The sequence below is a fragment of the Achromobacter ruhlandii genome (assembly GCF_902859695.1).
GTDB classification, from domain to species: domain Bacteria; phylum Pseudomonadota; class Gammaproteobacteria; order Burkholderiales; family Burkholderiaceae_B; genus Achromobacter; species Achromobacter ruhlandii.
The window spans coordinates 338,723-351,431 of the sequence record NZ_CADIJL010000001.1 but is presented as its reverse complement, the minus strand read 5'-3'; the positions used below and the strand labels follow the sequence as shown (position 1 = coordinate 351,431).

The window sequence follows — 12,709 nt, the reverse complement described above, 5'->3', positions numbered from 1 at the left end:
CTGCATAGCCCCTTTTATAGACCCGCCCTTACCGGCGGGTTTTTTTTATGGCCGAAGCCGGGAAACCGTCAACCCACCAGGTGGCGGCTTTGTCGGATAATACCGGCCCATGACCGACGCCTCCCTCGACCAGACCCCCAACCGGCTGCGCCGGTTCGCCTGCATGATGTACGAAGCCGTGCTGCTGTTCGGCGTGGTTTTCCTGGCGGGATACCTCATGGATACCCTGACCCAGAGCAAGAACGCGCTGGAACTGCGGCCCGCCCGCCAGGCCTGGCTGTTCGTGGCCATTGGCGCCTACTTCGTGCTGTGCTGGCGCCGCCGCGGCCAGACGCTGCCGATGAAGACCTGGAACATCCGCCTGGTCGATCGCGATGGCAACCCGCCGTCCACCGCCCGCCTGATCCTGCGCTACGTGCTGGCGTGGCCGCTGGTGCTGGCGGGCGCCGCCGTGGTGTGGGCCGCCGCCAGCGCCACCGGCTGGCCCTCGATGGACATGTTCATCGTGGCCGCGCCGTTCACGATCTTCATCTGGTCCTGGTTCGATCCGGACGGCCAGTTCCTGCACGACCGCCTGCTCGGCACGCGCCTGCGCAATGCGCCGCAGCGCAGGAAAACCCGCTGAGCGACAGGAATCGGACGCCTGAACGGGCGCTGAACATACCTGCTTACAACTAGCAAAATCGTGCGGCGAATTAGGCGCAGGCTTTCAGAAAGTTGAAAGTCGCGTGCAAAGACAATGGGGCCCCTTTCATAGACGCTCCAATAACTCATCATGCGCGCATTCCTTTCCCGCCTGTCGCTGGCCGCCGCCAGTGCCTTGTTGTTCCTGCCCTTCGGCGTCTCGGCCCAGAATGCCGCCGCGCAACAGGAGATCGAAGCCGCGATGAAGGCCGCCTAGGCGGCCGCCCAGGAAGGCCCGGCCGACGTGAAGCTGGGCGACCAGGCCGTGGTGCACCTGCCCGAATCGATGTTCTTCGTGCCGCGCCTCCAGGCCGATCGCCTGATGGCCGCCTACGGCAATGGCAAGGACCCCTCGCTCTTGGGCGTGGTCATGCCCAAGAGCGACGATGACGACTGGGTCATCACCGTCAACTTCGACAAGGCCGGCTACATCAAGGACGACGACGCCAAGAACTGGAACGTCAACGAGCTGCTGGACAGCCTGCGCGACGGCACCGAGGAATCCAACGTCGAACGCAAGAAACGCGGCTTTCCCGAGCTGGTCATGGACGGTTGGGTCGAGGCGCCCAAGTACGACAGCAACACCCAGCGCCTGGTCTGGTCGGTCGCCGTCAAGCACAAGGGCGAAGCGGCCAACGACAACCCCACGGTCAACTACAACACCTACGCGCTGGGCCGCGACGGCTACATCACGCTGGACCTGATCACGCAGAAGAACCTGGTGCCGAAGGACAAGACCGCGGTGCTGACCCTGCTGGACAACCTGAAGTACGTCGAAGGCAAGCGCTACGCCGACTTCAACTCGTCCACCGACAAGGTCGCCGAATACGGGCTGGCCGCACTGGTCGCGGGCGTCGCCGCCAAGAAGCTGGGCCTGTTCGCCGTGATCGCGGCGTTCCTGGCCAAGTTCGCCAAGGTCGGCATCCTGGCCGCCGCGGCGCTGGGCGGCGGGCTGTGGAAGCGCTTTCGCGGCAAGAAGGCCGAACAGCAACAACCCTGAGCGATGAAGCTGCTGCTACTGCTGTTCTCAGGGCTGAAATACCTGAAGTTCGGCAAGCTGTTCGCCACCGGCGGCACCATGCTGCTGTCGGTGGCGGTCTACGCCTTCGTCTTCGGCTGGCGCTACGCGGCCGGCTTCGTGCTGTTGCTGCTGGTGCATGAACTGGGCCACTACATCGCGGCGCGCCAGCGCGGGCTGGACGTGGGCGCGCCCGTCTTCATCCCGTTCGTCGGCGCCTGGATCCAGCTCAAGGAAATGCCGCACGATGCCGACACCGAGGCCTATGTGGGCCTGGGCGGGCCGCTGGCCGGCACGGCGGCGTCGCTGGCTTGCTACTTCGCGGCGCGCAGCACCGGCAGCGACCTGCTGCTGGCGCTGTCCTACGCGGGCTTTTTCATCAACCTGTTCAACCTGATCCCGCTGTCGCCCTTCGACGGCGGCCGCATCACCGCGGTGCTGTCGCCGCGCATCTGGCTGGTGGGCGTGCCGGTGCTGGTGGCACTGTTCTTCTGGCGCCCCAGCCCGATCCTGATCCTGGTGGCCGTACTGGCCTTGCCCAACGTGCTGCGGGCCTTCAAGTACGATCCCTCGCTGCCCGAAAACCAGGCCTATTACGGCACCTCGCTGGAAAGCAAGCTGACCTACACCTGCGCCTACCTGGGCCTGGTCTGCGTGCTGGCGATCATGGCCCACGACGTGCACGACATGCTGGGGCACCTGCGCGGCTGAAGCTCCCCTGTTTGACGGCCGCCACCGCCGGAACGAGCGCGGCCGTCACAACAGCGTCACTTTTTTTTCATGTCACGGTCATCGCGGGATGGTTTCATTCCCAGGCATGACGACAGCCCCCATGGATAGCACCGTGAACGAAATCCGCCCCACGCACTGGCGCGCTCTCTGGATTTCCGACATTCACCTGGGCACCGCCGGGTGCAAGGCGGAGTTCCTGCTGGATTTCCTCGAGCACAACGATTCCGACACCCTGTACCTGGTCGGCGACATCGTCGACGGCTGGCAGCTGCGCAAGCACTGGCACTGGCCGCGGGCCCACAACGACGTGATCCAGCGCATCCTGCGCAAGGCGCGCAACGGCACCCGGGTGGTGTTCATCCCGGGCAATCATGACGAGTTCGCGCGCGAGTTCGCCGGCTACGCCTTCGGCGACATCGAGATCCTGGACGAGGACGTGCACGTCACCGCCAAGGGCCTGCGGCTGCTGGTGCTGCACGGCGACCAGTTCGACGGCGTGATCCAGCACAGCCGCTGGCTGGCGCACCTGGGCGACGGCCTCTACCAGCTGGCGCTGTGGATCAACCATCATTTCAACCGCCTGCGCCACCGCCTGGGGCTGCATTACTGGTCGCTGTCACAGTACCTCAAGCACAAGGTCAAGAACGCGGTGTCGTTCATCACCGACTTCGAGGAAGCGCTGGCCGGCGAGGCCCGCCGCCGCGGCCTGGACGGGGTGGTGTGCGGCCACATCCACAAGGCCGAACTGCGCGACGTGGGCGGCATCCTGTACTGCAACGACGGCGACTGGGTGGAAAGCCTGTCGGCGCTGGCCGAGACCCACGACGGCCAGCTGCAGCTGCTGGACTGGGCCGCGATCCAGGCCGAGCGCCAGGCCGACCCGGCGCAGCGCAAGCCGCGCTCGCTGTCCTTGCCGGCGCTGCCGTCGGCGCTGCGCCGCCAGGGCAAGCACCCGTGATAACCCTTATACGTCCCCGTTACGCAACGGGGATATTGCAGTTCACGGCCCTCTAGGTCATGCTTGCAATTGGGGCAACGGGCAAAAACTGACCCGTTCACGCTGCAACATGCTCACAACATAGGGCCATGAACGACCAATATCAGGTGCTCTACCAAACATTCCGCTGGCTGGTTCCCACCCAGTTCAACATCGCGGAAGCGTGCTGCCACCGCTGGGCATCCAGTAGTCCGGATGCGCGGCGCATCGCCATCTACTACGAAGATGAAGCCGGCAACCGCGAGGTCTGGACCTATGCGCGGCTGGCCGAGGCCGCCAATCAACTGGCCAATGGACTGGTGAAGATGGGCGTGGGCCGCGGCGACCGCGTCGGTGTGGTTTTGGGACAACGCCCTGAAACCGTGGTTGCGCACATGGCGATCTACAGCGTGGGCGCGGTGGTGCTGCCGCTGTCGGCCCTGTTCGGCCCCGAAGCCCTGCAAAGCCGCCTGTGCGATTCGGAAACCCGCGTCGCCATCGTCGACCACGCCTCCAGCGCCAACCTGCTGGCCGTCAGCGACAACTGCCCCAACCTGCAACAGATCATCGGCATCGGCTTCGCCGACGAGCGCGTCCTGCCCTGGCGCAGCCTGTTGGCGCGCCAGCCGAGCGAATTCAAGCCGGTGCCGACGCGTTCGTCGGATCCGGCCATCCTGCTCTACACCTCCGGCACCACCGGCGCGCCCAAGGGGGCCTTGCTGCCGCACAGCGCGCTGATCGGCAATCTGCCGGGCTTTGTCGCCTCGCAGGATTGGTTCCCTCGACCCGCCGACGTTTTCTGGTCGCCGGCCGACTGGGCCTGGACCGGCGGCATGATGGACGCGCTGCTGCCCACGCTGTATTTCGGCCACCCCATCGTCGGCACCCGGGGCCGCTTTTCGGTCGAGCGCGCGTTCGAGCTGCTGGAACGCTACCAGGTCACCAATACTTTCCTGTTCCCGACGGCGCTGAAGATGATGATGAAGGCGGTGCCCGAGCCGCGCAATCGCTATCAGCTGGCTCTGCGCTCGATCATGAGCGCGGGCGAAAGCGTGGGCGAAACCGTGTTCGAGTGGTGCCAGTCCGCCCTGGGCGTCACGCCCAACGAGATGTTCGGCCAGACCGAAATGAACTACGTGGTCGGCAACAGCCAGAAGCGCTGGCCGGCCAAGCCCGGCAGCATGGGCCGGCCCTACCCTGGCCATCGGGTCGCGGTGCTGGATGACGCCGGCCAGCCGGTGGCGCCGGGAGAAACCGGCGAGATCGCCGTCAATCGCTACGATATCCACGGTTATCCCGACCCGGTGCTGTTCCTGGGCTACTGGCGCAACGAGGCCGCCACTCAGGCAAAGTTCAAGGGCGACTGGTGCCTGACGGGCGACCTGGCGCGGATCGACGCCGACGGCTACCTCTGGTACGCGGGCCGCGCCGATGACGTATTCAAGTCGTCCGGCTACCGCATCGGCCCGGGCGAAATCGAAAGCTGCCTGATCGGGCACCCGGCCGTGGCCAATGCCGCGGTGGTGCCCAAGCCGGACGCCGAGCGCGGCGCGGTGGTCAAGGCCTATGTGGTGCTGACGCCCGAGTTCGCCCAGCGCGACCGCGGCGACATCATCGAAAACCTGCAGGAGCACGTGCGCGAGCGCCTGGCGCCCTACGAGTATCCCAAGGAAATCGAATTCGTCGAAGAATTGCCCATGACCACCACCGGTAAAATCCAGCGTCGCATCCTGCGCCAGCGCGAAGAAGAACGCGCCCAGGCGTCCAGGCCCCAATGACGCGGGCGGGTCCGCCAGAGACCCGCCGCCGCACCCGGAGACAGGGCATGCCCATTTACCAGCTCGACGACCTCATTCCCCGCATCGATCCCGCCGCCTACGTGGCCGATAGCGCCGACATCATCGGCAACGTCACGCTGGAAGCCGGCGTCAGCATCTGGTCGCATGTCTCCATCCGTGGCGACAACGATGCCATCCTGATCCGCCAGGGCACCAATATCCAGGAGGGCAGCGTGCTGCACGTGGACACCGGCTGTCCCATGACCATCGGCCCGAACGTCACCGTGGGCCACCAGGCCATGCTGCATGGCTGCACCATCCACGAAGGCGCGCTGGTGGGCATGCAGGCGATCGTGCTGAACAATGCCGTGATCGGCCGCAACTGCCTGATCGGCGCCGGCGCCATCATCCCGGAAGACCGGGTGATTCCGGACAACTCCCTGGTCATCGGCATCGGCAAGATCGTGCGCGAGCTGTCGGACGAGGAAATCGCCAATCTGCACAAGAACACCGCCCATTACGTGGCGCGCGGCCAACACTACAAGACGGCCCTGAAACGGCTGGCCTGACCGCGCCGCCGGGAACACCCCGCAAGACCCCCTACGTCCCTGCCGCCGACAGGGGGAATCGGCCGCGCGATCGGCTAACATTCTCCCATGACCGATCAGCTCAAGAAATACCTCCTCGAAGACCGCAGCGTCCGCGTCCAAGCGGTGCGCCTCACGGATACCTGGAAGGCCGTCCAGGCCAACCACGACTACCCGCCCGCCATCACCCACCTGCTGGGCGAACTGGTGGCGGCCTCCACCCTGCTGGCCGCGAATATCAAGTTCGACGGCTCGCTGGTGCTGCAGATCCAGGGCGACGGCCCGATCGCCCTACTGGTGGTGGAATGCCGCGCTGACCTCAGCCTGCGCGCCACCGTCAAGGTGCGCGAAGGCCACGCGGTGCCGGCCGATGGCGACATGCAGAGCCTGCTGAACCCCGGCGGCAACGGCCGCTTCATCGTGGTGCTGGATCCCCAGAACAAGGTGCCCGGCCAGCAGGCGTACCAGGGCATCGTGCCCCTGGAAGGCGAGACCGTCGCCGAAGCGCTGCAGCACTATATGAAAGCCTCGGAACAGCTCGACACGCGCCTGTGGCTGGCCGCCGATGCCGACCATGCCGCCGGCCTGCTGATCCAGCGCCTGCCTTACCACGGCGGCTCGGACAATCCCGTCCTGACCGAACAGGCCGCCGCCGAGACCTGGGACCGCGCCGCGGCGCTGGCCGCCACGCTCAAGCGCGACGAACTGCTGGCCACGGATATCGACACCCTGATCCACCGGCTGTACTGGGAAGAGACTCTGGTGGCCTTCGATCCGCAGCCGGTGCGCTGGCACTGTCCCTGCACCCGCGAACGCGTGGCCAACATGCTGCGCTCGCTGGGACAGGCCGAGGTCGACGACATCCTGGCCGAGCGCGGCCAGGTCGACGTGGCCTGCGACTTCTGCGGCAAGCCTTACGTCTTCGACGCGGTCGATTGCGCCGCGCTGTTCACCGGCGGCCAGCCGGCCAACGGCGACACGCCGCCCACCGTGCATTGAACCCGCGCCGAGGGCTGCCCCCTCGGCTTGTACGCATCGACAGGCGGTCATGCCCGCGCCACACTGGCCGGCCATGACCGCCTTTTTTTGCGCCCCATCCCGGCGCGGCAGGCACCCGCCGCAACGGGGTGCCGCCGCCCTCGAGTTCACCCTGGCCGCGGCCATGGCGCTGCTGCTAGCGCTCCTGGCGCTGGAGGCCGCGCGCTGGCAGCTCACCCGCCAGGTCGCCCAGTTGGCCCTGATGGAAGCCGCCCGCGCGGGCAGCACCGGACACGCCGACCCCGCCCTCATGCGGGCAGCCTTCCTGCGGGCGTTGCTGCCCCTGCATGCCGGCCCCGGAGGGGCGGCCGGCGCCCGCCGCCGGCAGGCGCGCGATCTCGAACGCGGCGCGGCCCTGATGGGCATGCCGCCGTGGCGCATCGAAATCCTGCGGCCCCTCCCTTCCGATGGCCATGCCCGCGCGCCGGATGGTCGCCCCCAAGGCGGCACGCTCAAGCTGCGGCTGACCTACCTGTACCGGCCCTTGCTGGCGCCGCTACGGACGCTGCTGGCGGCCCTGGCCCCGGCCGACGACAGCTATGGCGGGCAGGCGTGGCGCCACGGACTGGCGCCGATCGGCATGGAACTCGTCATGGAAATGCACTCGGAACCGCGGGATGAAGCCCGGGGGCGGCCGCCGCCGGCCGGCATGGTGCAAGGCGCTTGCCGTCGCCTGCGCTGCCCGCGCACGGACGCGCCGGCGGCAAGTCAGTGACGGGTGTTGGCGTTGCCGGCGGCATTGCCGCTGGCGGGACGGGCATTGGCCGGCCGGGCGGCCGGGGTGGCCGGGGCGCTGGCGCGCGTGGGCGTGGCGGGCCGACTGGCCGCATCGGTGGCCAACGAGGCGCCGCCCGCGGGCGGCTGGGTGTTCTGGGGCAGGATGTGCACGAAGACTTCGCCTTCGCGCATCATGCCCAGTTCGCCCCGCGCCCGTTCCTCGATGGCGCCGGAGCCGTTGTCCAGGTCACGGACTTCCGCTTCGAGGGCGGCGTTGCGCGCGCGCAGGCCTTCGTTGGTCTCGCGCTGCGCCGCCACCTGGCGTTGCAGGTCCCAGACCTTGAACCAGCCGCCCTTACCCAGCCAGAGCGGGTATTGGATCAGCCCTACCAGCACGAACAGCACCAGGAACAACAGGCGCATACGCGGGAACCCTCAGCAGTCGTGGCGCTAACAAGGCCGCGGCGCGTGCCGCGGCCCGCTTACATTAACGCAAGTTGTAGAAGGCTTCCAGGCCGGGGTACGACGCGACTTCGGCCAGTTCTTCCTCGATGCGCAGCAGCTGGTTGTACTTGGCCATGCGATCCGAACGCGACAGCGAGCCGGTCTTGATCTGCATGGCGTTGGTGGCCACGGCGATGTCGGCGATGGTCGAATCCTCGGTTTCGCCCGAACGGTGCGAGACGACGGCGGTGTAGCCGGCACGCTTGGCCATTTCGATGGCGGCGAAGGTTTCGGTCAGGGTGCCGATCTGGTTGATCTTGATGAGGATCGAGTTGGCGACGCCCTTCTGGATGCCTTCGCGCAGGATCTTGGTGTTGGTGACGAACAGGTCGTCGCCCACCAGCTGCACCTTCTTGCCGAGCTGGTCGGTCAGCAGCTTCCAGCCTTCCCAGTCGTTTTCGGCCATGCCGTCTTCGATCGAGATGATCGGGTACTTGTCGCACCAGGTCGCCAGCAGGTTGGTGAATTCCTGCGAGGACAGCGAGATGCCGCCTTCGCCGGCCAGCGTGTACTTGCCGTCGCGGTAGAACTCGGAGCTGGCGCAGTCCAGGCCCAGGGCGATCTGCGTGCCCGGCTCGTAGCCGGCTTCGGTGATGGCCTTCAGGATCAACTGGATGGCGGCTTCGTGGCTGGCCACGTTGGGGGCGAAACCGCCCTCGTCGCCCACCGCCGTGGACATGCCCTGGCCGTGGATCAGCTTCTTGAGCATGTGGAAGACTTCGGCGCCCCAGCGCAGGGCCTCGCGGAAGCTGCCCGCTCCCACCGGCAGGATCATCAGTTCCTGCAGGTCGAGGGTGTTGTTGGCGTGCGCGCCGCCGTTGATGACGTTCATCATCGGCACCGGCATGCTCATGGGGCCGCTGCCGCCGAAGTAGCGGTACAGCGACAGGCCGGACTCGTCGGCGGCGGCGCGGGCCACGGCCATCGAGGCGGCCAGGATGGCGTTGGCGCCCAGGCGTTCCTTGGACTCGGTGCCGTCCAGCTCGATCAGGGTGCGATCGACGAAGGTCTGCTCCTGGGCGTCCAGGCCCATCAGCGCTTCCGAGATTTCGGTATTGAGGTTCTCGACGGCGCGCAGCACGCCCTTGCCGAGGTAGCGGCCCTTGTCGCCGTCGCGCAGCTCGATGGCTTCGCGGGCGCCGGTGGACGCGCCCGACGGCACGGCCGCGCGGCCCATGGCGCCGGATTCCAGCAACACGTCACATTCGACGGTCGGGTTGCCGCGCGAATCCAGAATCTCGCGGCCGATGATATCGACGATTGCACTCATGACTTTACATTCCCTGAACGATAAACATATTCATCACGGCCGCGCCTTCACGGGCATTGCGGGCGCGTCGGTACTGCCAGGAGTCGTAGAAGGCCTGGGCCGCGGCCATGGAGGGAAACTCCATGACGACGGTGCGGCCGGGCTCACGCCCCTCAAGGTGCCGGGATTCGCCGCCGCGCACCAGGATCTTGGCATCGTACGCGCGCATGGCGAGCGTGGACAGACGCTTGTAATCCTCGTACTGCGCGGGCTTGGTCACTGTGACGTCGGCGATGAGATAGGCACTCATGGGGTTCCTTCAGGGCAGTTGCATTGATGGGGTCGCGGCGCCAGACAGCGAGACACGGGCAGTGTCGCGCAACACGGCGGGGCCGTGCCTGTCCGATGCTAAGTGGTTGTATCCGAAAGCAGCGCCGCGGCGCGAGGCCACGGCGCGTTGTCCGCCAGGAGCGACGGCGGGAATAAGGCCGGCGGCCCGGGCGGCGCAAATGCGCGGCTCGGGGCCGCCGACCGCCATTACGCCCCCTGGCCGCGGCGAGCCTTCTGCTCGATGGCGGCGCGGATGTAGCTGGAGAACAGCGGGTGGCCGTCACGCGGGGTGGACGTGAACTCCGGGTGGAACTGGACGCCGACGAACCAGGGGTGGTCGGGCAGTTCCATGATTTCCGGCAGGTTCTCGGTCGGGGTGCGCGCGCTGATCACCATGCCGGCCTCTTCGAGGCGCGGCACGTAGACGTTGTTGACTTCGTAGCGGTGGCGATGGCGTTCGTTGACTTCGTCGCCGTAGATCGACTGGGCGCGGGTGCCCGGCTTGATCGGCACGCGCTGCGCGCCCTTGCGCATGGTGCCGCCCAGGTCGGACGAGTTGTCGCGCTTTTCGACCTTGCCTTCGCGGTCCATCCATTCGGTGATCAGGGCCACCACGGGATGCGGCGCCGACGGATCGAACTCGGTGCTGTTGGCGCCGCCCAGGCCGGCCACGTGGCGCGCGAATTCGATCACGGCCAGCTGCATGCCCAGGCAGATGCCCAGGTACGGCACGCCGTTTTCACGGGCGTAGCGGATCGCGGCGATCTTGCCTTCGGTGCCGCGCTTGCCGAAGCCGCCCGGCACCAGGATGGCGTCCAGGTGCTTGAGCTGGTCGGTGCCGCGGGTTTCGATGTCTTCGGAATCGATGTACTCGATATTGATCTTGGAGCGCGTATGGATGCCGGCGTGCACCAGGGCTTCGGTCAGCGACTTGTACGACTCGGTCAGGTCGACGTACTTGCCGACCATGCCGATGGTCAGCTGGTGCTCGGGGTGTTCGAGCGCGTCGACCAGGTTGTCCCACATGGACAGGTCGGCCGGCGGCGGGGTCAGGCCCAGCGCTTCGCAGACGATGTTGTCCACGCCCTGCTTGTGCAGCATGGCCGGGATCTTGTAGATCGAGTCGGCGTCCCACACCGAGATGACGGCATCCAGGGGGACGTTGGAGAACATCGAGATCTTGGCGCGCTCGTCGTCCGGAATGGGACGGTCGGCGCGGCACAGCAGCGCGTTCGGGTAGATGCCGATTTCGCGCAGCTTCTGCACCGAGTGCTGGGTGGGCTTGGTCTTGAGTTCGCCGGCGGACGCGATGAACGGCACCAGCGTCAGGTGCACGAAGGCGGCATTGTTGCGGCCCATGCGCAGGCTCATCTGGCGCGCGGCTTCCAGGAAGGGCAGCGATTCGATGTCGCCCACGGTGCCGCCGATCTCGACGATGGCGACGTCGGTGTTGCCGTTCCAGGCGGCGTCCGCGCCACGGGCGATGAAGTCCTGGATCTCGTTGGTGATGTGCGGAATGACCTGGACGGTCTTGCCCAGGTAGTCGCCCCGGCGCTCCTTGCGCAGCACCGATTCGTAGATCTGCCCGGTGGTGAAGTTGTTCACCTTGTGCATGCGGGCGGAGACGAAACGCTCGTAGTGGCCCAGGTCCAGGTCGGTTTCGGCGCCGTCTTCCGTGACGAACACTTCACCGTGCTGGAACGGGCTCATGGTGCCCGGATCGACGTTGATGTAGGGGTCGAGCTTGAGCATGGTGACCTGCAGACCACGCGACTCGAGGATGGCGGCGAGCGACGCAGCGGCGATGCCCTTGCCCAGGGAAGACACCACTCCGCCGGTGACAAATACGTATTTGGTCATCGTAATAAGCGCCCGGGACGAGCGGGCGCGTGCGGGAAATTTGGATTATAGCCGGGAGGCGGAACTTGTCTGGGTTTTCCCCTAGCGGCCAGGCGTAACATTTGGCTGCACTCGGCCGGCGCCCCGACATGCCTCGCGGGCGGGGACCATGCTATGTTCGTCCCCGATTTCGACATCCCGAGGAGCCCGCCGCCGATGAACGCCCCGCCCGAACGCCCGAACGCCCTGGCCTGGCGCCTGGTCACCGCCGTCGTCTGCCTGCAATTGCTCGCCGCGGCGCTGCTGCAGGCCTATCTGTTGCTGGCGTCCCCGTTGGCCGAGCGGATCCGCGAGACGTTCGCGCGCCCCGAGATGGTGGCCACCACGGTCGTGCAAATCGTCGCCGGCACCGTCCTCATGGCGCTGGTCACCTGGTGCACCACGCAACGCTGGCTACGCCGGCACGACGCCGCCGGCGTCGACCGGCCGGGCCGGATGACGGCCGTGCTGTTGACGGTCTCGCTGGTGTTGTTCGTGCTGATCTCCGCCGCCCAGGCGCTGTTGCAGCATGCGTTCTATTCGTTCGTCCTGGCGAACCGGGAATGGGTGGACAACGTTTTCGGCTACTACGGCCCGGCCCGGGTGCTGGTGATGGCGCTGCCGCTCAAACTGTGTGGCCTGCTGCTGGTGATCGCGGGCGCCTGGCTGGCGGTGCGCATCGCGGCCTGGAGCGTCAGGCCGGCCGGCGGACCGGCGGCGCCGTCCCACACGCCCCGCCACGCGGCATGGATCGCCGCGCTGACGCTGCTGCTGTGGCAATTGCACGTCGGACTGGTGTTGGGCGGCTACTTCATGACCTATGTGCGTTCGGAGCAACTGCTGGAGTACGCCCTTGGCTACTGGGTGCTGCCGGCCCTGATCCTGGGCCTGGCGGCGTGGGTCTGCCTCAAAAGCCTGCCACGGACGCTGGGCACGGCCGGGTTCGGCCGCGCCATCGCCCACGGCACCTTCGCGTTCTGGCTGACGCAGGTGCTTGGCGTCGGCCTGGCCTTCCTGATCCTCTGGAACATGACCTGGGACCAGCTGATGCGCGCCGCCGAGTCGTACATGACGACCGCGGTGTCGCTGCTGATCTATGGCGCGCTGATCGCGCTGGGATGCTATGCCGGCGCCCGGCTGTTCTACCGGCATCGCGAGACGCCGCCGGCGAACGCGCCGGCCTGAAGCGCCGCCGCGCGAAGGCGCGACGCCGCAAGC

At 67.0% G+C, this 12,709-nt stretch carries 12 protein-coding genes and 1 pseudogene; 9 read left to right on the top strand and 4 right to left on the bottom strand.

Features of this window, described 5'->3' with window-relative positions; genetic code table 11:
- Positions 1-109 precede the first annotated feature (109 nt).
- The 8 genes and pseudogenes from HV742_RS01570 (at position 110) to HV742_RS01535 (ending at position 7,528) form a co-directional block, all read left to right on the top strand.
- Entirely contained in the window at positions 110-625 is a 516-nt protein-coding gene (locus tag HV742_RS01570; protein ID WP_175144333.1) for an RDD family protein, read from the top strand.
- A 150-nt stretch (positions 626-775) separates the two neighbouring features.
- Positions 776-1,684 (top strand): annotated as a pseudogene (locus HV742_RS01565) (DUF2167 domain-containing protein).
- Positions 1,685-1,687: 3 nt separating this feature from the next.
- Positions 1,688-2,413 (top strand): site-2 protease family protein, encoded by a 726-nt coding sequence (locus HV742_RS01560; protein ID WP_175144332.1) that lies wholly within the window; start codon positions 1,688-1,690, stop codon positions 2,411-2,413.
- 106 nt (positions 2,414-2,519) lie between these two features.
- On the top strand, positions 2,520-3,392 hold the full coding sequence (locus tag HV742_RS01555) for a UDP-2,3-diacylglucosamine diphosphatase (protein WP_100503962.1): 873 nt from the start codon (positions 2,520-2,522) through the stop codon (positions 3,390-3,392).
- Between the two features lie 128 nt (positions 3,393-3,520).
- Positions 3,521-5,188: an acetate--CoA ligase gene (locus HV742_RS01550; protein WP_049072238.1), complete on the top strand. Its 1,668-nt coding sequence runs from the start codon at positions 3,521-3,523 to the stop codon at positions 5,186-5,188.
- 47 nt (positions 5,189-5,235) lie between these two features.
- Complete coding sequence (locus tag HV742_RS01545) at positions 5,236-5,757, top strand: gamma carbonic anhydrase family protein (protein WP_006389349.1); 522 nt, start codon at positions 5,236-5,238, stop codon at positions 5,755-5,757.
- 87 nt (positions 5,758-5,844) lie between these two features.
- Entirely contained in the window at positions 5,845-6,774 is a 930-nt protein-coding gene (gene hslO, locus HV742_RS01540) for an Hsp33 family molecular chaperone HslO (RefSeq protein ID WP_054416799.1), read from the top strand.
- Positions 6,775-6,937: 163 nt separating this feature from the next.
- Positions 6,938-7,528, top strand: a complete 591-nt coding sequence (locus HV742_RS01535) for a pilus assembly protein (protein ID WP_231891656.1) — start codon at positions 6,938-6,940, stop codon at positions 7,526-7,528.
- Here HV742_RS01535 and ftsB read toward each other — a convergent pair.
- The 4 genes from ftsB to pyrG form a co-directional block, all read right to left on the bottom strand.
- Entirely contained in the window at positions 7,522-7,953 is a 432-nt protein-coding gene (gene ftsB, locus HV742_RS01530; RefSeq protein WP_049072235.1) for a cell division protein FtsB, read from the bottom strand. The two genes, HV742_RS01535 and ftsB, sit on opposite strands and share 7 nt — an antisense overlap.
- A 64-nt stretch (positions 7,954-8,017) precedes the next feature.
- Positions 8,018-9,304, bottom strand: a complete 1,287-nt coding sequence (gene eno, locus HV742_RS01525) for a phosphopyruvate hydratase (protein ID WP_006389345.1) — start codon at positions 9,302-9,304, stop codon at positions 8,018-8,020.
- A gap of 4 nt (positions 9,305-9,308) precedes the next feature.
- Positions 9,309-9,593 (bottom strand): DUF1330 domain-containing protein, encoded by a 285-nt coding sequence (locus tag HV742_RS01520; RefSeq protein WP_006389344.1) that lies wholly within the window; start codon positions 9,591-9,593, stop codon positions 9,309-9,311.
- Between the two features lie 227 nt (positions 9,594-9,820).
- The gene (pyrG, locus tag HV742_RS01515; RefSeq protein ID WP_006389343.1) at positions 9,821-11,473 is read right to left on the bottom strand and encodes a CTP synthase; all 1,653 of its coding nucleotides are present in this window, start codon (positions 11,471-11,473) and stop codon (positions 9,821-9,823) included.
- A gap of 195 nt (positions 11,474-11,668) precedes the next feature.
- Between pyrG and HV742_RS01510 the strand changes: the two genes are divergently transcribed.
- Entirely contained in the window at positions 11,669-12,676 is a 1,008-nt protein-coding gene (locus HV742_RS01510; protein ID WP_175144330.1) for a hypothetical protein, read from the top strand.
- Positions 12,677-12,709 lie beyond the last annotated feature (33 nt).

Bases quoted from the DNA above. Each gene is read 5' to 3' on its own strand.
- ftsB (WP_049072235.1), bottom strand. From the start codon at position 7,953: ATGCGCCTGTTGTTCCTGGTGCTGTTCGTGCTGGTAGGGCTGATCCAA.
- HV742_RS01545 (WP_006389349.1), top strand. From the start codon at position 5,236: ATGCCCATTTACCAGCTCGACGACCTCATTCCCCGCATCGATCCCGCC.
- HV742_RS01520 (WP_006389344.1), bottom strand. From the start codon at position 9,593: ATGAGTGCCTATCTCATCGCCGACGTCACAGTGACCAAGCCCGCGCAG.
- HV742_RS01570 (WP_175144333.1), top strand. From the start codon at position 110: ATGACCGACGCCTCCCTCGACCAGACCCCCAACCGGCTGCGCCGGTTC.
- HV742_RS01510 (WP_175144330.1), top strand. From the start codon at position 11,669: ATGAACGCCCCGCCCGAACGCCCGAACGCCCTGGCCTGGCGCCTGGTC.
- HV742_RS01535 (WP_231891656.1), top strand. From the start codon at position 6,938: ATGGCGCTGCTGCTAGCGCTCCTGGCGCTGGAGGCCGCGCGCTGGCAG.
- HV742_RS01555 (WP_100503962.1), top strand. From the start codon at position 2,520: ATGACGACAGCCCCCATGGATAGCACCGTGAACGAAATCCGCCCCACG.
- hslO (WP_054416799.1), top strand. From the start codon at position 5,845: ATGACCGATCAGCTCAAGAAATACCTCCTCGAAGACCGCAGCGTCCGC.
- HV742_RS01560 (WP_175144332.1), top strand. From the start codon at position 1,688: ATGAAGCTGCTGCTACTGCTGTTCTCAGGGCTGAAATACCTGAAGTTC.
- HV742_RS01550 (WP_049072238.1), top strand. From the start codon at position 3,521: ATGAACGACCAATATCAGGTGCTCTACCAAACATTCCGCTGGCTGGTT.
- pyrG (WP_006389343.1), bottom strand. From the start codon at position 11,473: ATGACCAAATACGTATTTGTCACCGGCGGAGTGGTGTCTTCCCTGGGC.
- eno (WP_006389345.1), bottom strand. From the start codon at position 9,304: ATGAGTGCAATCGTCGATATCATCGGCCGCGAGATTCTGGATTCGCGC.